Origin of the sequence: Treponema sp. OMZ 838, assembly GCF_000775995.1 — a bacterium.
Lineage (GTDB): Bacteria > Spirochaetota > Spirochaetia > Treponematales > Treponemataceae > Treponema.
Genome location: NZ_CP009227.1, coordinates 1992899 through 2016050, shown reverse-complemented (window position 1 = coordinate 2016050; position 23152 = coordinate 1992899). Strand labels below are relative to the sequence as shown.

Annotated in this window: 17 protein-coding genes; 13 read left to right on the top strand and 4 right to left on the bottom strand. The window is 47.9% G+C overall.

Annotated elements, in window-relative coordinates; translation table 11 throughout:
• The first annotated feature begins 297 nt into the window (after positions 1-297).
• The 4 genes from QI63_RS09195 to QI63_RS09180 are packed head-to-tail and all read left to right on the top strand — an operon-like array spanning position 298 to position 5064.
• The gene (locus tag QI63_RS09195; protein ID WP_044015761.1) at positions 298-1017 is read left to right on the top strand and encodes a tetratricopeptide repeat protein; all 720 of its coding nucleotides are present in this window, start codon (positions 298-300) and stop codon (positions 1015-1017) included.
• A gap of 45 nt (positions 1018-1062) precedes the next feature.
• On the top strand, positions 1063-2016 hold the full coding sequence (dprA, locus tag QI63_RS09190) for a DNA-processing protein DprA (RefSeq protein ID WP_044015759.1): 954 nt from the start codon (positions 1063-1065) through the stop codon (positions 2014-2016).
• A 42-nt stretch (positions 2017-2058) separates the two neighbouring features.
• Positions 2059-4146, top strand: a complete 2088-nt coding sequence (gene topA, locus QI63_RS09185) for a type I DNA topoisomerase (protein ID WP_044015757.1) — start codon at positions 2059-2061, stop codon at positions 4144-4146.
• 3 nt (positions 4147-4149) lie between these two features.
• Positions 4150-5064 carry a tyrosine-type recombinase/integrase gene (locus QI63_RS09180; RefSeq protein WP_044015756.1) on the top strand — a complete coding sequence of 305 codons (915 nt, stop codon included), beginning with the start codon at positions 4150-4152 and terminating at the stop codon, positions 5062-5064.
• A 16-nt stretch (positions 5065-5080) separates the two neighbouring features.
• Here QI63_RS09180 and QI63_RS09175 read toward each other — a convergent pair whose 3' ends face one another.
• Both QI63_RS09175 and QI63_RS09170 read right to left on the bottom strand, forming a co-directional pair.
• Complete coding sequence (locus QI63_RS09175) at positions 5081-5629, bottom strand: L-threonylcarbamoyladenylate synthase (RefSeq protein WP_044015753.1); 549 nt, start codon at positions 5627-5629, stop codon at positions 5081-5083.
• Entirely contained in the window at positions 5604-6053 is a 450-nt protein-coding gene (locus tag QI63_RS09170; protein WP_044015750.1) for an FtsB family cell division protein, read from the bottom strand. The genes QI63_RS09175 and QI63_RS09170 overlap by 26 nt, the downstream gene beginning before the upstream one ends.
• Positions 6054-6271: 218 nt before the next feature.
• Here QI63_RS09170 and QI63_RS09165 point away from each other — a divergent pair, with 218 nt between their 5' ends.
• From QI63_RS09165 to QI63_RS09145, 5 genes are all read left to right on the top strand, one after another.
• Entirely contained in the window at positions 6272-8521 is a 2250-nt protein-coding gene (locus tag QI63_RS09165; protein WP_044015749.1) for a midas domain-containing protein, read from the top strand.
• A 55-nt stretch (positions 8522-8576) separates the two neighbouring features.
• Positions 8577-10019 (top strand): 6-hydroxymethylpterin diphosphokinase MptE-like protein, encoded by a 1443-nt coding sequence (locus tag QI63_RS09160; protein WP_044015747.1) that lies wholly within the window; start codon positions 8577-8579, stop codon positions 10017-10019.
• Positions 10016-11518: a motility associated factor glycosyltransferase family protein gene (locus tag QI63_RS09155; protein ID WP_044015745.1), complete on the top strand. Its 1503-nt coding sequence runs from the start codon at positions 10016-10018 to the stop codon at positions 11516-11518. The genes QI63_RS09160 and QI63_RS09155 overlap by 4 nt, the downstream gene beginning before the upstream one ends.
• On the top strand, positions 11515-13170 hold the full coding sequence (locus QI63_RS09150; protein ID WP_044015743.1) for a hypothetical protein: 1656 nt from the start codon (positions 11515-11517) through the stop codon (positions 13168-13170). The genes QI63_RS09155 and QI63_RS09150 overlap by 4 nt, the downstream gene beginning before the upstream one ends.
• Before the next feature lie 133 nt (positions 13171-13303).
• On the top strand, positions 13304-13558 hold the full coding sequence (locus QI63_RS09145) for a hypothetical protein (RefSeq protein WP_044015740.1): 255 nt from the start codon (positions 13304-13306) through the stop codon (positions 13556-13558).
• A gap of 49 nt (positions 13559-13607) precedes the next feature.
• Here QI63_RS09145 and QI63_RS09140 read toward each other — a convergent pair whose 3' ends face one another.
• Positions 13608-14192, bottom strand: coding sequence for a hypothetical protein (locus QI63_RS09140; RefSeq protein ID WP_044015738.1), 585 nt, complete (start codon positions 14190-14192; stop codon positions 13608-13610).
• A 24-nt stretch (positions 14193-14216) separates the two neighbouring features.
• Positions 14217-16919, bottom strand: a complete 2703-nt coding sequence (locus tag QI63_RS09135; protein ID WP_044015736.1) for a valine--tRNA ligase — start codon at positions 16917-16919, stop codon at positions 14217-14219.
• Positions 16920-17256: 337 nt separating this feature from the next.
• Between QI63_RS09135 and QI63_RS09130 the strand changes: the two genes are divergently transcribed.
• The 4 genes from QI63_RS09130 (at position 17257) to QI63_RS12460 (ending at position 23115) form a co-directional block, all read left to right on the top strand.
• Positions 17257-18468, top strand: a complete 1212-nt coding sequence (locus QI63_RS09130; RefSeq protein WP_044015734.1) for a substrate-binding domain-containing protein — start codon at positions 17257-17259, stop codon at positions 18466-18468.
• A gap of 300 nt (positions 18469-18768) precedes the next feature.
• A complete protein-coding gene (locus tag QI63_RS09125; RefSeq protein ID WP_044015731.1) occupies positions 18769-20262 on the top strand; it encodes a sugar ABC transporter ATP-binding protein in 1494 nt (497 codons plus the stop codon).
• Positions 20263-20319: 57 nt separating this feature from the next.
• On the top strand, positions 20320-22062 hold the full coding sequence (locus QI63_RS09120) for an ABC transporter permease subunit (RefSeq protein ID WP_044015730.1): 1743 nt from the start codon (positions 20320-20322) through the stop codon (positions 22060-22062).
• Between the two features lie 42 nt (positions 22063-22104).
• Entirely contained in the window at positions 22105-23115 is a 1011-nt protein-coding gene (locus QI63_RS12460) for a leucine-rich repeat domain-containing protein (RefSeq protein ID WP_052185532.1), read from the top strand.
• Positions 23116-23152: the final 37 nt, after the last annotated feature.

The following is a 23152-nucleotide window of genomic DNA, read 5'->3' as shown; positions in this document are numbered from 1 at the left end:
TGATTAATTCGCGTTCGGATTAACCAGTGGTTCCCTATTTTGAGGATTCATTATAGTAAAAAGGAAAAAGAACCGCAATATTTTACAGAAAAAGTTAAGCAAAAGATACAAATTTCCTTTATGCCCCGGAATTCCGAAAAAAAGGCTCATTTATCCACAGCCCGAAGTCCGCTGCCGTAATATTGACAATCATACAAAGATATATAAGAATATTTCACGGGTGATGAACATCCTTGTCATCACTCATGAAATATAACCACCGTCATCTGTGGCGGCGCTGAATAAAAGAAGGTGTACATGAAATCAAAAAAAGTTCCGTATGCGGGGCTGTTGTGTTCAATTCTTTTCCTTTTTACTGCCTGTAAGGACAATGCCTTTATTCGGCGAATGCAGGATATGGAGATGGGCGTCAAGAATCCGTCTTCTATACAAGAATTGGAATCGGCCATACAAAAGTATCAGGGAAAGATCAACGAAATCCTAACTATGGAACAGCGAGTCGGCATTTGGTACAAAATACTCGGCCGCCGGTACATGGATAAAAAGATGTACAAAAAAGCGATTGAATCCTTCCGCAATGCATTGGAATACTTCCCCGAAAATCAGCATGTGTTTTATCAAATCGGCGTATGTGCCGCTATTATCGCAAAAAGCACCCTCGATTACCCCAATATGAGCCTCGGCGAACGGCAAGCATATTTCGACCTGTCGGTCTCAGCCTATAAACGCGCCGTAGAGCTTGATCCAACCTATACACGGGCGGTATACGCACTGTCCGTACTCTATGTTTTTGAATTGAACCGGCCGGAGGATGCCATTACGATCATGGAACCGGTTGCCGCCCGCGAAAAAAAGCCGCTGGATTCCTTATTCATCCTTGGACGCGCCTATTACATGACCGGTCAATATGAAAAAGCGATTGCCGCCTACGACCGCATTATCAAAACGAGCGGAAGCGCCGAACAGCGCGCCGACGCCGAACGGAACAAAGCTTTCGTAGAAAATGCACGGCGCTAACGGTCAACAACTGCTCGGCAATAGAATTCGACAAAAACTATAATAATGAATACAAAAACCGATTCTGAAAAGCGGAAACTCTACATTGCGCTCTCTTATTGCTCTTTTCTAAAGGGCAGCGAGCGCCTTTTACTTGCCCGCACGCTTGACACTTTGCAAGCACTTACAGTAAGTTCAATAGATACGCTGAGCAGGCTGATACAGCGGACACTCCGCACACGCAGTTATAAGCCCGAACAGCTGCCGCAGGCAGTGGAAAAAGCTGAAGCGCTGATGAAGTATTGCCGAATCAACATGACGTTTTACGATGACGCCGACTTCCCTCCCCTGCTGCGGGAAATTCCCGATGCGCCTTTTTTGCTGTACTACCGCGGCGTCTTACCGCAGGCCGATACGCCCGCAGCGGCGATTGTCGGCACACGCCGCCCGACAGGAAACGGCATTAAGGCGGCACTGCAGCTGGGCACCGAATGCGGGCACGCCGGCATCCCCGTTCTTTCGGGGCTGGCACGCGGTATCGACACCTTTGCGCACCGGGGAGCCTTGGAAGGCGGCGGCCTCACGACGGCTGTACTCGCCTGCGGACTTGACCGGCTCTACCCGCAGAGCAATGCACGGCTCGCAGGCCGGATACTGGAAACGGGCGGGTGCATCCTCAGCGAATATGCGCCCGGGGAGCTGCCGCTTGCCTACCGCTTTCCGCAGCGTAACCGGATTATTTCGGGGTTAGCCCGCGCAACCGTTGTCGTCGAAGCGCCGGCGAAATCAGGGGCGCTTATTACGGCGGACTTTGCCCTTGAGCAAGGACGCGACGTATGCATATACGCCGGAATGCAGGATTCCGTACAGAATACCGGCTGCAAAAAACTTGCTGAGGACGGAGCGATTCCGGTAGAACATGCCGGCGACCTTTTACGCGAATGGGCACATCCGACCTTGCAGTATTTACAGAGAGAGCAGCACATACAACTACCTTTGTTTGAGAAAGGAGCACCATAATATGGCGAAGAAAACCGCAGCAAAAACGAAAAAACAAACTTAATTATCGTAGAGTCTCCGGCAAAAGCAAAAACAATCGAAAAGTATTTAGGCAGCGGCTATACGGTTAAGGCTTCGATGGGGCACCTGATCGATCTGCCGAAGTCCCGTATCGCAATCGATATCGAACACGGCTTTCAGCCCGAATATATCACCGTGCGCGGCAGAGCTAAACTCTTAAAAGAGCTGCAGCAAGATGCAAAAAATGCTCAACACGTCTTTCTCGCAAGTGATAATGACCGCGAAGGGGAGGCAATCGCCTATCATCTGTGCAATGCGATACGGGAAAAATGCGAAGATGTGCCTATCAACCGTATCGTCTTTAACGAAATCACTCCGCAGGCGATTAAAACCGCCGTGCAGAATCCTATGGATATCGATGAGGCAAAGGTGAATGCGCAAAAAGCCCGCCGCGTACTCGACCGGCTTGTCGGCTACAACCTTTCTCCGCTGCTTTGGCAAAAAGTAAAGAACGGGCTTTCCGCGGGGCGGGTACAGTCGGTTGCGCTGCGCCTCATCTGCGAACGGGAAGCGGAGGTAGAAAGTTTTATCCCCGAAGAATTTTGGACACTGGAAGGAGCTTTTAAAAAGGGGAAAACAGCCTTTAACGCCCAACTCGCATTATATAACGGAGAAAAACCGGCGCTGAAGAACGAGCGGGAGGTACAGGCGATTATCGATGTATTGAGCGGAAAAGAGGCAACGGTTACCGATGTCAAAAGCACGCAAAAGACCATCAATCCGAAACCGCCGTTTACAACCTCCACGATGCAGCAAACGGCAGCAAATAGGCTCGGCTTTACCTCCCGTAAGACAATGCAGATTGCTCAACAGTTGTACGAAGGTATCGCCGTCGGCTCAAGCCGCGTCGGTTTAATCACCTATATGCGTACCGACTCGGTACGTATCTCCGATGTTGCTCTTACGGAAGTACGCAAATGGATCGGCGAGCAATATCCCGCCTACTTGCCGGAAAAACCCAATTTCTACAGCGTCGGAGCAAAAGCGCAGGATGCCCACGAAGGTATCCGCCCGACTTACGCTCATTATACGCCCGATTATCTGAAAGACTATCTCAACCGCGACCAACTGCGCCTCTATACCCTTATCTGGGAACGCTTTACCGCGAGCCAGATGACCGGTGCAAAGACCGAAACGCTCAGCTATGAAATTTCCGCAGGAGATGCCGTCTTTAGAACGGCTTCTACCAAGGTAACGGACAAAGGTTTCTATTCGGTGCTGAATCTCCTCCTTTCAAAAGAAGAAAAAGGCAAGGCATTACCGGCGTTAAAAACCGGCGACACCCTGACGGTAGACAGCCTGACACCCGAACAGCATTTTACGCAGGGGCCCGCCCGCTATACCGACGCAAGTATCGTTAAAATGCTGGAACAAAAAGGTATCGGGCGCCCCTCGACGTATGCGCCGATTATTTCGGTACTGCTCGACCGTTATTACGTTAACCGCTCCAATAAACAGCTTGTTCCCACTCAGCTCGGCAGAATAATCAACGATCTGTTAGTCGCAAACTTCAACGACGTAATCGACGTCAACTTTACCGCCGGTATGGAACAAAAGCTGGACGAAATAGAAGAACACAATGCCGACTGGTCAAAGATTATCGGCTCCTTTTATACCCCATTCATCACACAGGTGGATTCGGTGATGGCGCATTTAGGCAGTTTGAAAGGAAGCCTCGATGAGCCGACAAACTTTACCTGCGAAAAATGCGGCAAAAGAATGATGAAAAAGCTCGGCCGCTTCGGCTTTTTCTTGGCATGCGAAGGATTTCCGGAATGCCGCAATACCAAATCCATTCCATTGGCTAAATGCCCGCGTCCCGGATGCGGCGGCGACATCGTATCCCGGCGGGCAAAAGGGCGGGGCAAAGAATTCTTCGGTTGTACCAACTTTCCAACGTGTAATTTTATCTCTCATTTTAAGCCTATCAACTCGGCGTGCCCCAAATGCGGCTGGTTCATGGTTGAAAAATACGATAAAAAGAACGGAAGCTACAAAGCCTGTGTAAATCCCGATTGCGATTATCTTCATAGCGTTGTCGAAGGCATTGAAGACCGGGATATCGACTAGCCGATGAATACGGTCTTTGAAGACTACCTCGCCTACAGCGCAGGCGTGCGGCACTTTTCGGAAAAGACAATCGAGGCATACCGGAGCGACCTCAAGCTTTTTTCGGACTGGCTTGCGGACAATGAGCTGGCCTTTACCGAAGTTACGAAAACACAGATACGTGTCTTTGTTGCAGAGCTCGGTAACCGGCATTTTGCACCGGCAAGCATTAACCGAACCCTCTCCTGTGTGAGGGGCTTGTATCGCTATGCCCTGCAGAAAGGGCTCTGCTCCACGAACCCCGCCGCGGTTGTCCGCAACCTCAAACAGCCGGACAAGCTGCCCCGCTTCCTCTTTCCTGATGAAGCGGAACGCTTCTGTGAATTTCCCAAAGAAGCGGGCATTTTATGGTACGCCCGCGATGCAGCGATCTTTTCGTCGCTCTACTCTACCGGCTGCCGCGCGGCGGAGCTGCAAGGACTCAAAATAACGGATTTAAAGGGAGATTGCAGCTGGGCAATCGTACAAGGAAAAGGAAGCAAAGAACGCAAGGTGTTCTTTGCGGACTTTGCACGGGAAGCGGTACAGCGGTATTTGACGGAGCGGGCGGAACTGATTGCATACCTAAAAGAACAGGACGGCTTAAAAACTGCGATTGCCGAAGACGCGCTTTTTTTAAACTGCCGCGGCGGCGCGCTTACAACACAGGGCATCCGGTACATCATCAACCGATACACAGCCCTTCTCCCGAACTATAAAAAGCTGACGCCGCACGCTTTCCGGCACAGCTTTGCCTCGATGTTCATCACGCGCGGAGCAGACATACGGGTTGTGCAGGAACTGCTGGGACACAGCAATATCGCAACCACCCAACGCTACACCCACATCACGGCAGCCCAGCTCCAAGAGCTGTACCACAAAGCTCATCCGCACGGATAGCCCATCTTCTCTTTGCTTAATCGATAACAACAGAACCTTGGCGGAGCACGCGGGGAGTGCCGGAAGTCAAATCCACGAGAGTAGAAGGAAGCCCCTCAAGATTACCGTCATCGACAATTAACGAAACGGAATCCTCAAATTCGCGGCAAATCGCCTCTATATCGGTGAGGGGCGGGGTTCCCGAACGGTTAACACTCGTCGAATACACTGCATCTCCCGCTGCAGCAACGACACCGCGCAGCCAATCATCCGCGGGACAGCGAAATGCCTGTGTGCCCTGCCCTTTTAACGGCACGATAAGCGTCAGCGGTGCAGGCCACAGGTTCAAAATATGTTCGGGAATTTTTAGATCGGTATAGCGGTAAATATCCTCCGGTTCGGCGATGAGGGCGATAAACGGTTTATCTTCAGCTCTTCCTTTAATACGGGCAATTGCCTCGGCAGTCTTACCGATCAACCCGGAAAATCCGTAAATCGTATCGGTTGGAATAACCACGATATTTCCACGCCTGAGTTCCGCAGCGGCGGCATCCGCCGAATTAGACGCTTTTTTTTGAATACGCATTCTTTTTGCTCACAATCATCTCGCACATAATAACGATAATACTCATGGAAACGGCAATCGTTTTGCATACGGCATCCGGCAGATAGCGCGGAGCCTCTATCAGATACACGACACCGACATCCTCGGTGCGCTCCGCCGTCCCGGAAAAGTTCATCAATTTGATAAGCCGTTCGTTTTTTTGAACATAGCCCAATTCATGCGCATACACAGCGATGGTCTGAGGATCGGAAGACAAATTCGCGATACGAATATTCAGATCTTCCCCAATATCGGATAGAAGCTGTACGTGCTGCACAAGAGCTTCGTGCTGCCTTCTCAACTGCTGACATGCAAAAAAACCGCGTGCTCCAAAGCACATACTCAAAAAGCTATAAACAAACGCAAATACGAAGATCGGCGTAATAACTTTCAAATAAAATTTCATACTCGATTTTAATAACGGCAAAATAAATATTTTCTTGAATTTTATTCGAAATAAGGTACAATAGAAAGTTGAAGATACCGACTGAATCGGTAGGGGAGCACCTGTGAATGCCGGATTTTTTAGAAACTCTCGGCAAGACTTCCGTTTATGTTACTTATGTTATATACAGGGTATGCCGATACATGATATAATGACACAGCCCTTTGTGGAGAAAGTTTATGGATAATTTTAACAAAACCGATGATTTATATGATCCTAATTTTTCTATAGACAGTAAAAGCACGGAAAAATTGGATATGTATGGTGTATGGCTTAAGAAAAAGAAAGATAGTAATGAACCGCTCGATTCAGACGATTCTCAATTTGTAAGTACTTCCGACATAGAACCGGATCAAGATAGCATAAATTTTGATGATGATTTCTCTTTTTCGGATATGGCTGCAGATACTGAAATACCAGAACTTGACGAGTTGAGTGATATAAATACTTCAACCGAAATACCGCTGGAAACGCCTGCACCTTCATATAGCGATAGTGATACTTCCGATATTGCGCTTGATGAAAACAGTTTTGAGTCGTTGGATTTGGATGACTTTTTGTCGGATGACTCCTCTGCAGAAACGGCGCCCAAAGAAAGCTCCGAAGCATTTGTTGAAGAAGAACCGATAGATCTTGATTTTACCGAAATTACCGACGATACCGAACAACATTCTAACACCAATGAACTTCCGGCAGGGCTCGAAAACTTCAGTGAAATTTCTCTTGAAGATTTTGAAGACGCAGCGCCGGCTGAAAGCTCCGGATCGGACGACGGTTTTGAGACAGTCGATGATTTTAACGATATCTTCGCAGACGACGCTTCCGAAACGCAAGAAGCCGGACACAGCGAACAAAAAGAAGAGACCGTTTTAGACATTGACGTTACAGCTGATGATGAAGGAGCAAAAGAGCAGCCGCTTTCGGCACTATCCTCACAGATTGTAGAAGATAATGCCGATATTTCGATTTTCGGTACGGAGACAGACGACAAATCTCCCCATACGGAAGAGCCGGCTTTCTTTGACGATGTTGAAGCTGTTAAAGAAGATTTACTTTCAACACAGCAGGTTACCGAACCTGAAGCAGAACCGGTGAAACCTGCTTTGGAAAAGGATTCAAAAGAAACTATGGATACAACAGCCGTACCTTTCCAACGCACCGCCGCTGAACAAGATAAAGCAACCGAATTACTGATGCAAATTGCTCACGAAATCAGCGATCTGAAAGCAGAGCTGAATAGCTTAAAAGCCGGTATGACGGCTCAAGCGAAAGTAACCTCCGAAGCACCGGTAAAAGACGCTGCTGCACATACGGAAAACAAAGCTGCCGATACGGAAAGTTCGGGCTTTTTCAGCGATGATGACACGGACGAAACGATTGCCCTCACCGGGGATGAGCTAAATAATATCCTTATTACTGCGGATTTCACTGAAGAGCGGAACGCCGAGGATGGAGAGCGGGCATCTGCCGATGAGGAAGCTCCGGCAGAAACAACCGAAACCTATGAAGTGCCGCCCGTACTTACAAAAGATATTGATCCGGAAATACAAGAAACAGCCTCTGCCGATCACGCTTTTGAAGACAGTATAGCGGAACCGGCTTCGGAAGAGACAAATAACGATTACAAACCTGAGGCGGAAGGGGAAAAACTCCTTGCATCCGATCCCGTCTTTAATGTAGACCCCACACCCATTACATCGCTGCCCGAAGATCTCAGTTACCTTGACGATCAATCGGAAGTTACGGATGAAGATATGGGGCTTATTGACGGAGATACGGAAGATCATCAAGAAATAGCCGAACTTGAAGATATTGAAGACGCTGAGTCTGTGGATGACGATGCCGATTTTGAAGATATCAATATAGAATCCTTCGATATTCCCACGGAACAGGAGATTGAAGTTCCCTCTGAAAACATGGAAGCGGTTGACAATGAAATACAGTCTTCTAAAGAAATGAAAGAAGAACGCACAATTCATGAACTTCAAAATGACGAAGATTTCCCGAACCCGTTTGACGATGATTCAGCTGCCGGCGAAGATTCGATAAAAGAAGCAATTATCGGAGAACCGTTTATCGCAGAAGTTCCTGCTATTGAATCGGAAGGCGAAGAAGCTCAATCTGGAGCCCATGAAGATACGTTCGAAGCATTGGACACCGCCGCTGAAGATGCAATTCCAGAGCTTGAATCGGAACCGGAAACCGAAAGCGTTCCCGAAGAACCGAAACAGGAAACATTGTTGCAAGCTGCGAGCAGAAAGCGGGAAACCATTTCTATTCCGTTGGAACTGAAAAACGAGATTAAATCGGTTCTTTCCTACATGGATCAACTGTTGGAAGCCTTGCCCGAAAAGAAGATTGAAGAGTTTGCCAAATCTGAATATTTTGAAACTTATAAACATCTTTTTGAAGAATTAGGCATTTCCTAATAACAGAAACTTCCTAGCGCCGCTATGCCCCCCTGCATAGCGGCTAATTGCTTTCATGCCTCCTTTTCGTCTCCATTCAAAATACAACCCTCACAAAGAAGCCGAACAGTTTGCTTCCGCTATTGAAGGCAATCCGTCGATTATTGTCATAACCGAGCCGGGAGAATCCTACCTTGCATCGGTACTGAAAGCAAAGTTTCCCTCTACAAAATGTATCGCAGTGCGGTATAACGAAACAGCTTTTGCCGATTCCGATACCCTCTGGGACGCCGTTTGGCGGCCGGGAAGCGGCAGTTTGCCTTTTTTCTTACTTTCACATATACCCGATGAAAAATTGGCCGGAACCCGCTTTATCAGCTGGAAGGCTGCCGATAAAGCTTTTCCCGATGCGGCGGATACAGTCTGGAAAAATATTCGAAATACAATCGATATGCTGACGAGCATCATGCATACCCGTTCATTCTTTGGAAATAAGTGGCTTCAAAACACGATCAATAACTTTATCGGGCTTGAGCAGCCTGCAGCGCTGCAATTCGGAACACAGGATTTTATCTTAGCCGGGGCAGGCCCAAGCTTAGAACAGCTCACTGCAGCACAGGCTGCCCCCTACTCTATCCTTGCCGTATCATCGGCTTGTGCAGCGCTGACGGCGCGGGATATCCCGATAGACCTCTGCATCAGTACTGACGCCGGCTATTGGGCATTACCTCATTTTGACCGGCTGCCTGCAAGTGTTCCGATTGCCTTTCCGCTCGAAGCGGCAATTCCCGCATCGATACTCAAAACGCATCCCTGTGTTCCGCTTTCATACAATTCTCCGCTGGAATCAGCGCTTTTTACGGCAGCAAACCTACAGCCGCTTACCGCCAGAGAGAACGGCACTGTAACGGGCACAGCCTGCGAACTGCTTTTACGGCATAGCGGCCGGAACATCATACTTGCCGGCGTCGATTTGGCAGCTGCAAAAGGTTTCAGCCATGCACAGCCCCATGCAAGTATCGCACGCTTGTTTGCCGAAACGAACAGAGTACATCCGCTTGCTGATGCACTCGCCGTCCAAAACTTTGCAGCGCAATCGCTTGAAACCTATCGGCAATGGTTTTTGCAGCTGCCGCCGGAATCTGCACGGAGACTGGCCCGCGCCGGTACGGGTGGAGCGCCGCTTCTGAATATCAAACCGGTTGACCTAATAGCGGGAGTACGGGGTAAGGCACGGATTTCCGTAACATCCTACCCTGCACCATCCGCTCAGGAGCGCACACGGATAGTGCATTCCCTGCTCAACACACTGCGTACCGGAATACCCGCGTTAATTGCAGCGGAACCGGCACGGCTCGCGGAAGATACGGCAACCCTCGAAAAACAGATATGCGCCTTATGCAGCTATACCGCTTACTGTAATGTGATAAAAAATCCTGCGGATAACAAAGCGCACACAAACTTGTCGGAACAGGTAAGCCGCATACTCGGTGCGCTCATCAAAAGGATAGAAGCATGACGGTTTTAGAAATGAACCTCGCTGCGATACGCCTTAAACAGCCGGAACTCGCAGAAAATATCCAACGCTCTCAAGGAGGAGCTGCCTATAAAGGCGTCGTACCCGCAAAAACTGGGGAGCCGGTGCCGCTCTTTGCATCGGGACAGGCGCTGCAGTCCCTGTATAATCCGGTACGTGAGGCAGAACGCGCCCTTACTTCAGCAGCCGGTTTTATGCTTTTTTGCGGACTGGGCAACGGTATCCACATCAAAGTGTTTTTAGATACATATCCGCAATCATTTTGCGCAATTACGGAATCGGATTACGAATCCTTCAAGCAGCTGCTCTCACTCATCGACTATACGGAGCTATTAGCCGATAGCAGGGTCTTTCTCTTGCCGCCCTGCACAAGCAGCGCTTTTGAAACCGCACTTACAGCAGCCTATTTGCCGTCCGTACATGGCACCTTCGGCTATCACATCCTAAGGACATGGAGCGAATTCTATAAAGCTCAGGTAAAAGATTTACCGGAAAAGATCGAACACGCACTCGAAAAAATCAAGGCGGATTTTTCGGTTCAAGCACATTTTGGAAAAATCTGGCTGCGCAATATCTTTTTCAATTTGCGCCTCGCAGGTTCCGTCAAACCGGCATATCCTCACACTGATACCGCCCGGACAGCGCTCATATTGGGCGCAGGCCCAAGCTTGGAAGCAGGCTTATCATTGTTGAAAAAAAAGCGGCAGCAGTACACGGTCTTTTGTACCGATACAGCCTTTCCCGCCGTATGCACAAGCGGTATTACACCGGAATTCTTCATCGCACTTGACCCGCAGCATATCTCATATCAGCATACCATCGGTGTCATACCTAAAGAAACGACAGGCATCTTCGACCTTTCGGCACAACCCGCCGGAGCGCGCCGCTTTTACAAAAACGGCAATGCTTTCTTTTTTACGGCAGGCGGGCACCCGCTTGTCCAAACAGCCGCGCTTTTCTCCCCTTTTCCGCCGCTTGCTACGGGTTCCGGCACTGTTGCCGTCGCAGCCTACCATGCGGCACAGGCACTCGGTTACCGGCATATCGAATGCAGCGGAATGGACTTTGCCTATACCGGCGGCAAGGCATATAGCCGCGGTACCTATCTTTCGGCGCAATATGCCGGCAGTGCAGCACGTATCAGCCCTCAAGAACACTCGTTCATCCGCCTCATGTTCCGTACCGAAACCTACAACGAGCAGACAGCGCAAGGCATCACCTATCGAACGGCACTTTTGGATTCTTACCGGGCGGCTTTTGAAGCGGAAAAACACAGTGCCACCCGCTGGCAACCCACTGATTTTCAACAATTCCCGTACACGGCATTTCTTGCATCTTTTAGTAAAACCTTACAACAAAACGGCCGGAATGCCGTCATGCCGCTGCTCCCTGCACTTGCATGGTGTAAAGCTCATAGAAAAGGAAATTTGACCGATATGGAACTTGTATCGGAATTCATTTCGGAGTATACTGATTTATGATGAAAAAAATATTGATGTCAGTCTATGCCGCATGCGCATTGCTTGTTATTATTGGAAGTTTGCTATGGTTTGTTTTTACCCTTCACAGCGATTCTGCTGCGGGAAAAACGGAAGCATTGAAGAACTTTAAGATATTTGCTCAGCATACCGGCGAGATATTGTCGGAATCCGCTCAAGAAGGTAATCCTGCCCGTCTGCAAATACAGCTTGAACAGTTATGCCGTAACTACAGCAAATATATTCAAGCAGTTCTCATTCGGGATAGTGCCGGTATCGTATTTACCTGGCCGAAAAACACCGATATTTTTTCATATAATGAACAATATGTAGTCGAAGTAAAAAATCTGCCGCTCTTTTTTACTGCTGCTCAAACGCATATTCCGGTTAAAGAAACGGGTAATACCGTGACCGTCCATGCGGCGCTCCAAATGCTTCCGATTGAAACGGTCTTTAACCGCGGTCAAATAGTATTCTTTCTATTACTGCTGATTGTATTAATGACCGTCTTGGTGTTGATCTTTTCATATATGGATATCAAATCCGCAGCAGAAAAAAAACCGGAGCTTAAAAGTGCTATACGCACTTCCGAAACGGATATAACCGATTCGAATACCGCTCAGTCAGGCGAGTGTGCCGCTGCTACAGCAACTAATGAGCCGCCAAGCATACCACAGACGGAAACTTGTGCCGAACCGGACAATTCAGCCTCCTTGCAAACAGAAGGTTTAAGTATCCGTGCAAAGATGCCGAATACTCATGAACAACCTGCAACGGAAAAAAATAAGGCGCAAATATCTACGACGGTCTCGTCTTTACCGTTAAACGAACAGCTTGAATCGCTCAACCGTCTCCATATCTACGATGATGAACAGCCCCAACAAAGCGCCCCCGAATATCAAGCAGGCTCACAACATACCCAGCTTGAAAACAGCACAGCAGATCGGCAAAGCAACACAGATAAGGATACGGAACGTCCGGTATCCTCAAATAGCGCTGAAACGGACATTTTACAAACGGCAGAGACTCCGCAAGCGGATAGTAAACAGGGTTTTGACGCGAGGAATTACGGTTTCTTTGAAAATCATACACAAATATTGAAAACCTCAACCGAAACACAAGAATCCGCAAAAAAACCGCCCGTTACTACCTTCGAAAACACACCGCTTTCAGGTGCATCACGCAGCAGCAGTCATTCGCTTGAACAAGCTACACTCATCGAAGAATTGACAACGGCAATTACTGAAACAGCTGTAGCCGAAGAGGACTTAACACTTCTGCTCATTCATGCAACTGATATACCTCATAATCAGCAAATTGTTCATCTGCTGCGTTCAACACTCGACCGCATCCATAAGGTGTTTGTTTTTAATAAAGATATTCTCGGTATTATTATCTTTTATGCACCGTTGGATCAGGCAATGCAAATTGCAAGTAGTCTCTATGACGAAATTAATGCGCTCTTGGATGATTCCACTAAGAAATCACTCGGCATCGGGCTTACGACACGGGCAGGGCGGCTTATTCCTGCTCCCCGCATGATCGAAGAAGCCATGGCTGCAATCGGCAAGGCAACCCAAGAGGGCGGCGATCCTATTGTAGCTTTTAGGGTTAATCCGGATAAATACCGGCGATGTCTTGCACGGTTAAGCTAATATACATTGAATCTAAAACCGGTTGACAGAGTAGTATACTCTTATTATTATGCATTTGCTGTTTACCTAACGGCAGCGTCTTTCCTCTAAGACGATTTTATAAGATATTCCAAAATACAATGGATGGTTCACTATGAGTAACAAAGTTTCTTTCTTTTTCGGAAATCGTTTTTTATCGGCCGCTCCTTTTGATGACGACGATGATTTTGATGACGACTTTGACGATGATTTCGGCAATGATGATTTTGACGATGATTTTAGCGACGACGACTTTGATGATGATTTCGATGACGATTTTGACGACGACTTCGATGATGATTTTGACGATGACGATTTTGATGATACCTATGACGATGATGACGGTTTTGAAGACGACTTCGACGAATAAGTGATCGAAATAAAAAAAGGGGCTGCTGAAAACGGCAGCCTCCTATCTATTAAACAGAAGCAGAGTCTTTGCGGTGTTGATGCAGAAATTCAAAATCAGCAAGGTATTGCAGACGGGACTGCACCAGATACAGCAATTCATTATACATATCAAAATTTACTTCCAGCGCAATCGGAAATACATACACTTCAGTTTCATTACAATACCGTTTAATAAATTCAGGATCGTTTACAAAGCCCAAACTGATCATATTACTGATTCGGTCGGCACACTTGAGAACCTTTGCCCGTTGTGATCCATGCCTGATAATATGCTCCAAATATTCAGGTTTTGACTGCCCCGGACGACGGGTAACTTCCATAACCAATTCATAGACGGCGGAAGATTCCGAATCGATCGATAACAATTCATTCACATTAAAATCCGGCACATCTTCCAATACATCATGAACGATTGAGGCTTTCAGCAAAATGCTGTCGATATAGCCATAATCGATAAGCGTACCCATTGTATCGATTTGATGTCGAAACATATTACCGCCTGCATGGCGGGCTTTTCCCCGTAAACTGGTCGCCAAGTGAATATAAGGGGCAAGATACATCCCTTTTAATAGTGCTACTTCGTGTTGTTCCATCTTCTTATCCTCTTTTTTTCCGCACTATACGAGATCGTGCAAATACAGCGTGAACTTTTCAATCAGCCGTTCCGCTTGGCGCAGCTTTTCTCTTTCCCCTTCGACAACCTCAGCCGGAGCATGATCCGTAAAATTTGCATTCGAAAGCTTTGCCGTTAAACGGGACACTGCCTGTTTTTCTTTTTCGAGCTCTTTTGTAAAACGCGCAGCCAATTGACTGCGGTCTACCTCGGTTCCGGTAATGATAAAGGCTTCAAAGCCGGCGCCTACCGTCCCGATAGAATTTGCAGGCTTAGCGGCAGGGGTTTCGATAAACGCGATATCCGCGAGTCCCGCCAATAGCTTAATTAAATCGATATTCTCAAACGCAGCGGCCGCGGGAGAACCTGCTTCGATATAGAGCGCGATATGCAGTTTGAGCTGAGGATCGATACCGCATTCCGCCCGGAGCGCACGAATAAGCCGCACGATATTTTGCAGCGCAGTAAAGCGCGCAGCAGCTACCGTATCGATGCGTTCTTCACAATAGACGGGATAATCGGCGGTTATCAGCGCCTCTGCACGGTGTGAAGCTCCGGCAGCACAGTGTTCGGGGAGTTTGCGGTAAATTTCTTCGGTAACGAAAGGAAGCACGGGGTGCAGCAGCCGGAGCGATTCTTCCAAAACGGCAAGCAGTACCGAGGTTATCCGGTCTTTTTCCGCATCATCTCCGCTCTTATAGGAAAGCTTTGTCCCTTCAACATACCAGTCACAAAAATTATTCCAGAAGAATTCATAAATGCCATGCCCTACCTCGTTATAGCGGTACCCTTCAAAGGCTGCCCGCACATTTTTAACCGTTTCGTTGAGGGTATGGTAAATCCATCGGTCAAGCTCGGTTAATTCAGAGGCGGAAACGGGAACAATGCGTCGCCCTTCGAGGTTTCCTAAGATATAGCGCGAAGCATTCCAGATTTTATTGGCAAAGCGGGAGCCGAGTTTAAAGGATTCGTTATCGATAAGAATATCCTGCCCCTGCGTGCACATAAAGGTGAGCGTAAATTTAAGAGCATCGGCTCCGTACTCGTCGATAATATTCAGCGGATCAATACCGTTACCGAGCGATTTGGACATCTTGCGTCCTTGTTTATCGCGCACTAAGTCATGCAGATAAACATCTCGGAATGGAACGGTACCGGTAAATTCAAGCGCCGCCATAATCATACGGGCAACCCAGAAAAAGATAATATCATGCGCGGTGATAACGGCAGAGGTCGGGTAATAGCGCTGCAAATCTTCGGTTTTTTCAGGCCAGCCGAGCGTCGAGAACGGCCACAACCAGCTTGAAAACCACGTGTCGAGCACATCGCTATCCTGCTTGAGAGCGGCGCTCTTACAGTGGGGACATTCGGTTACATCTTCTACCGAAACGGTCATCTTACCGCAGTCTTTACAATACCACACCGGAATTCGGTGCCCCCACCACAGCTGCCGCGAAATACACCAATCGCGGATATTTTCCATCCAATGACTGTAGGTATTCTCCCATTTTTGCGGATAGAACACGAGTTCGCCTTTTTTCCACGCGGCAAGCGCTTTATCTGCAAGCGGCTTCATTTTGACAAACCATTGCTCCGAAAGATACGGCTCTACAACGCTGTGACAGCGGTAGCAATGCCCTACGGCATGTTTAATGTTTTCTTTCTCTTTAAATAAGCCCATCGCCTCCAAATCGGCGATAACCGCTTCACGGGCGGCTTTCACCGTCATGCCGCGGTATTTTTCGGGTACCGCCGCATTGAGCGTACCGTCAGGGTTTAATATATTGATAACTTCGAGATTGTGCCGCTTGCCGACTTCCCAGTCATTGGGGTCGTGGGCAGGGGTTATTTTTACGGCGCCCGTCCCGAATTCCTTATCGACATAGCTGTCTGCAACAATCGGGATACAGCGGCCGGTCAGGGGAAGCACGAGTTTCTTTCCTATTAAATGAGTATAGCGGGGATCGTCAGGGTGTACGGCAACGGCGGTATCGCCCAAAAGCGTTTCGGGACGGGTCGTCGCTATTTCGATATATTCCGACGCAGAAGGAGCACCGTTTTCATCGGCAAGGGGATATAAAATATGATACATTCCCCCTTTGGTCTCCTCATGGTCAACTTCATCATCGGCAAGCGCAGTACCGCAGGAAGGGCACCAGTTAACCAGATAGTTGCCGCGGTAGATAAGCCCGCGTTCATAGAGGGTAACGAATACGGTGCGGACGGCATAGGAAAGCCCTTCGTCCATCGTAAACCGTTCCCGAGACCAATCGACGGAAGCGCCGATTTTACGCAGCTGGTTGGTGATAATCGAGTGGTGCTTTTCTTTGACCTCCCACGTACGTTTGAGGAAGGCTTCCCGTCCGAGGTCGTGCCGTGTTTTGCCTTCCGCTTTCAGCTGGCGTTCAACCACATTTTGCGTTGCGATACCGGCATGGTCGGTACCGGGTATCCAGAGCGTTTCATCGCCCTTCATGCGGTGATAGCGGACAACGACATCCTGCAGCACGTTGTTTAAACCGTGTCCCATGTGGAGAACGCCGGTTACATTGGGGGGAGGAATGGCAACGACATATCTACCGGTACCGTCAGTCTTTTTAACCGGCTTAAAACAGCCCTGCTTCTCCCAATCCGCATAGATTCTATCCTCAAAATCCTTAGGATTATATGCTTTTTCCAATTCTATCGTGTGCAATATGTCTTCCATGACGCCACCCTCCTGCTTCATTTTTCTACAATAAGTAGGTATTTTAGTTATTTTTCGGTTATCGTTCAAGGGTATGCGGTAAGTTGTGTGCGGGCAAGCAGCTAATCAATTCATCCTGTTTCATTAAAATTCGGTTTCCAATGCATTCGCTTTGCATATTGTGCTATTAAAAATAAAAAAATATTTTGAAAATTTTGCACTTATATAGTATAATACGGAATTGTACTGGCAGTGAGCCGTAAATAATGGTAAAACTGTTAGATACGGAGGCTTAGCTTTGGCTTCCCAAAAACGGGGCCACTGTTAAGCATGACTTATTTTGAGGAGGCAGATATCTATGAACTATGTTTCAAAAGTATCTCACAAAGTTGTATTGGCTGTACTGGCGTGCAGCCTCTTGGTTCTTGCAAGCTGCGGCGGGAAAAGCACCGCGACGCTCAACAAGGATAAGCCGCTCGTATTCTTTAACCGGCAGCCGTCCGATCCGACGACCGGTGCAATCGACATGACAACGATGAACTGGAACGACAAGACCTACTATGTCGGTTTTGACGCTGCAGGCGGCGGAGCCGTTCAAGGGGAACTGATTATGAACTTCCTTGCAAAGGCTGACGCTTCGATCGACCGCAACGGCGACGGTGTTTTGGGCTATGTACTGTGCATCGGCGACGTCGGACATAACGATTCCAAGGCGAGAACGGAAGGTATTAGACGGGCACTCGGTACGTGGGCAGGTTCCACCGATCCGGGAGTAGTTCAGGCAGGTTCTCTCACCATCGCAGGAAAAACCTTAAAGGTCGTAGAGCTTGAAGGAAAGGCGATGACCGGAACCGACGGTTCTACATGGAATGCAAACGCTGCAACCGAAGCAATGGGCGGCTGGGCAACCAAATTTGCAGACCAGATCGACATGGTTGTTTCCAACAACGACGGTATGGCAATGGGCTGTTTACAGGCTTCAAACTACCCGGCAGGCGTTCCGATTTTCGGTTATGATGCAAACGCAGACGCGATCGAAGCAATCGGAAACGGCAAACTTTCGGGAACCGTTTCTCAGAACGTGGATGCGCAGGCAACTGCAACATTGCAGGTATTGCGCAACTTGCTCGACGGTTTAACCGGAGAGGACGTATACACCAAGGGTATCTCCGTCGCCGATAAATACGGCAATAAGATCACCGCGCCCGTACAGTATTGGGCAGACGTAAAGGCCGTTATGGCGGAAAACTCAGGCGTAAATGCCGAAAACTGGCAGAACTACTCCGGCGGCAGCCGTGACATGGGCATCAAGCAGACACAGGCAGATAAGAAAAAGGTATTATTGACAATCTACAACTCTGCCGATAACTTCCTTTCTTCTTCGTATGTTCCGGCACTGAAATACTACGCTCCGCTTTTGAACATCGATCTGACAATCGTACAGGGCGACGGACAAAACGAATCCAGCTGCTTGGATCGCTTTACCAACCTGAACAACTTTGACGCATTCGCCGTCAATATGGTAAAGACCAACTCCGGCGCAGACTACACCGGCAAGCTGAAGTACTAAATAGGAAACTCCTGACATCCTGTCAGTGTTAGGGATAGAAGCGGTATCCTTTTTAGCGCCGGTGTATTGCAACGGCAGCCTTCGACGCGAGGAGAAGCGCTGCAGGATTTTGCAGAAGCGCTAAAAAGATACAAGCGGATAGCCCGACCTACTTCAAACGGCAGGCCGCGTTTGCCGTTTGAAGTAGGGAACGCCCAAAATAATAGTAAAAATTAATATATAAAGAAGAAAAAAGTTGTTGAATGCACTACAGAGGGGCTTCGCGCTCCGAAACCGAAAAAAACCATGTAAGGAATAGCTATGGAAGACACGGTACTTGAAATTAAAAATCTTTCAAAGTCTTTTGCTAAAAACAAAGTATTGGAAAATATCAGTTTGACGGTGAAAAGAGGGGCGGTTGTCGGACTGATGGGTGAAAACGGCGCCGGAAAATCGACGATGATGAAGTGTCTGTTTGGGATTTATGCGAAGGACGAAGGACGCTTTTTCCTTGAGAATAAATTGATCGATTTTAAGTCTCCCAAGGATGCGCTGGAAAACGGTGTGGCGATGGTGCATCAAGAGCTGAACCAATGCCTTGACCGTACTGTGATGGATAATCTCTTTTTAGGAAGGTATCCTGTGCGGTTCGGTGCGGTGAATGAAGTGAAGATGCAAAAGGATGCGGATGCGCTGTTTGCGTCTCTTAAAATGAATGTGAATGCACGCACGATTATGCGTACGATGTCCGTTTCGCAGCGGCAGATGGTAGAGATTGCGAAGGCTGTTTCGTATAACGCGAAGGTTATCGTGCTGGATGAGCCGACGTCTTCTTTGACGGAACCGGAAGTTATTAAACTGTTTTCTATTGTACGGTCGTTAAGCAAGAAGGGCGTATCGTTTGTATATATCTCTCATAAAATGGATGAGATTTTTCAGATATGCAGCGAGGTGGCGGTACTGCGCGACGGACGGCTGACGCTGGCAAAGAATATCAATGACACGAATATGAATGAATTGATTTCGGCGATGGTCGGACGTTCGTTGGAAAAGCGCTTCCCCGATGTGGATAATGAGGTTGGGGAGGATTATTTTGAGGTGCGGAATATTACAACCCGCTATGAACCTCAGCTAAAGGATATTTCTTTTACGGTAAAAAAGGGAGAAATTTTCGGGCTGTACGGGCTGGTCGGCGCGGGGCGGAGCGAGCTTTTAGAAAGCATCTTCGGTCTTCGCACTATTGCATCGGGCGAGATGCTCTTGGACGGTAAGAAGCTCCATTTTTCCAATGCGAAGGATGCAATGGACTATAACTTTGCGCTGGTAACCGAGGAGCGGAAGTTCAACGGGATGTTCGGTAAAGCTACCATTAAATTTAATACCGTTATTGCGAACATTGAAACCTATAAAACATTCGGCGTGCTGTCAAACCGCAAAATGCAGGAGGCTGCCGACCGTGAAATAAAGACGATGCACACAAAGTGTGTTTCTGCGGATGAGCTGATTAGCGCGTTGAGCGGAGGGAATCAGCAGAAGGTGATTATCGGCAAATGGCTTGAACGCCAGCCCGACATTCTTTTGCTGGATGAACCGACCCGCGGTATCGACGTCGGGGCGAAGTACGAAATTTATCAGCTTATTATCAATATGGCGAAAGCGGGAAAGACGATTATCGTTGTTTCGAGTGAGATGCCGGAAATTTTAGGCATTACCAACCGCATTGCCGTTATGTCGAACTACCGCCTTGCCGGTATTGTCGATACCGCTACCACCGATCAGGAAGCGCTGCTGCGGCTTTCCGCTCGGTACTTATAATTGGACAGCTGAAAATCATTAAATATAATTGAACACGGAAATTTACCGGAGGATAGGATGAAAGATACACCCGAAAATAGTACACAGTACACGTTCTCGCAGGAACAAATTACGCAGGCGGATACGGCAAAGCTCTTGGATGAGGATGCCGTTCTTGCCGAGTATACGGAGCGGCTTGATGCATTGCGAAAAAACGGAGTGAACAAAGTTTCCGCACTGGCGCAGGAGATTGCCGCCGTACGCAAAAATAAATTGATAAGCGCCGAGGAAAAAAACACCCGGATTGCAGCGTATCGCAAGCAGATTGAAGAGGCTAAGACCGTTGCGGCGCGGTATAAGGATGAAGAAAAAGAACTGACGCATAAAGCGATACAGCGGGTGAATGCGCTTTCCGACGCTTTTGAGCAGGAAGTAAAAAAGAATGAAAATGCAAAGGCGGCGCGGTATAAGCAGGAATACGCGGAGAAGGTACAGAGCATTACGGAGGCGGCGGAGAAAAAGAAGCAAGAGATTACCGCCGCTTTTGCAGGGAAAAACTCCGAGGAAGAACGGCGGGAAGTACAGCAGGAACTGACCGCTGCACACAATGCGTTTAAGTCCGCGCTTTTCGATGCGAAAAATCAGTATGAGGCAGCGCTCGGAAAGTGTAAAACGGCAAAACATCAGGTGTATGTCGATCGGGTACAGAAAAATATCCATTTGCGCAACAGTAAAACCAATTTTGCCGAGGATTTTAAACTCGGCTTAAAAGATTACGCTTATAAGTTTACCCCCGCGCAGTTCTTTTTGGCAAACGGATTGTACATTGCGATTGCAATCTTCTTTGTGGTGTGTATTATCGTTGCTCCGCTGTCGGGAAGCGGAAATTTATTGACAATTTCCAATATCCTGACGATTTTGGAGCAATCTTCGGTGCGTATGTTCTACGCGCTGGGCGTTGCGGGGCTTATCCTGCTTGCCGGTACGGACTTGAGTGTCGGCCGTATGGTCGCGATGGGCGCGGTGGTTACCGGCTTAATTCTCCATCCGGGAACGAATATCGTAACATTCTTCGGTATGGGGCCGTGGGATTTTACCGCGCTGGCGATGCCGGTACGGGTAGTGCTTTCGCTTGGAATTTCCATCATCCTCTGTGTGATATTCAGCGCTTTTGCAGGCTTCTTTTCAGCGTGGCTGAAAATTCACCCCTTTATTTCGACGCTCGCGACTCAGCTGATTATCTACGGTCTCTTGTTCTTCGGGACGAGCGGTACGCCGGTCGGTTCCATCGACGCCGGTATTAAGGACTTTTTCGGCGGCCGGTGGGTGCTCGGCGTTGTAGGCGGCGAATTGGTAACCTTCCCCAAGCTGATTATCCCTGCGGTTATCGCGATTGCGATTGCGTGGTTTATCTGGAATAAGACCGTACTCGGCAAGAATATGTACGCGGTCGGCGGCAATGCCGAAGCCGCAAGCGTGAGCGGTATTAGCGTATTCAAAGTAACGATGAGCGTGTTTATTATGGCGGGGATTTTCTACGGCTTCGGAGCTTTCTTCGAGGCGTTTAAGGCGAATGCGAGCGCAGGTACCGGACAGGGGTATGAGCTGGACGCGATTGCGGCCTGCGTAGTCGGCGGTATTTCGTTTAACGGCGGTATCGGCAAGCTGGAAGGCGCGGTGCTCGGCGTTATCATCTTTACCGGTTTAACGTACTGCCTAACCTTCCTTGGCATCGACACCAACTTACAGTTCGTGTTTAAAGGCTTTATCATCATCGCCGCCGTCGCCCTCGACAGCGTGAAGTATTTGAAGAAGAAGTAAAGCATAGGAGGAAATTTCTAAAAATTGCAAAAGGAGTATTTTATGAAACAGAAAAGAAGTATTATGTGTACTTTGTTGGTCCCCGTCCTGCTGTGCACCATAGGACTAAGCAGCTTATATGCACAGAGAGCAAATCCGAGTACTGATTTTAAGTACGACTTAAATGAGAAAGAAGACGGTATTGTTATTCAGCAGTATTTAGGAGAAAGCAAAGATGTGGTCATTCCTACCGAAATTGAAGAAATACCGGTAAAAGAAATCGGGCCGGAGGCTTTTTATCGCTATGGCTTTTATTTATCATCGATTATCTTCCCGGAGAACCTTGAAAGTATCGATGAAACCGCTTTTCCCAACAGTAATTTCACATCGCTTACTTTCCCTAAAGGGCTTAAAAATATTGGTGCATCGGCTTTTTATGGCTGCAATAATTTGATATCAGTTACTTTCCTGGGCGAAGTTAAAAGTATCGATAAAGGGGCTTTTGCAAAATGCGCTCGGTTACAATCAGTTACATTCCAAGAAAAGGTTAAAAGTGTCGGAGAGAAAGCTTTTTATGACTGCAATAATTTGACATCAGTTACGTTCCATGGAGAAGTCGATACTATCGGCAAACGGGCTTTCTCATGTCACTATTATTATGATGATGATACCAGTCTTACAACAGTTACTTTCCACAAAGAAGTTGGAAGTATCGGCGAAGAGGCTTTTGCAGATTGCATCAAGCTGTCATCGGTTACTTTTGAAGGAAAAGTCAACAATATCGGAGAAAAGGCTTTTTCAGGATGTAAAAATTTAACTTCAGTTGTTTTCCCTGAAGGACTTAAAAATATTAATGAACAGGCTTTTTCAATGTGCGGTTTAACGTCAGTAGCTTTCCCGGAAGGGCTTATCAGTATCGGCGAAAAGGCTTTTTCAGACTGCGAGAATTTAGCTGCCGTACAGCTTCCTCAAAATACCATCTCCTATGGAGAAAATGTTTTCCAAAATTGTCCAAGACTTTCATTAAAAGAACGCCAAAAAATAAAGCAAGCAGGTTATACCGGCGAGTTCTAAAAACTACCGGCAGCGAGTTCTTGCTATGCAAAAACAT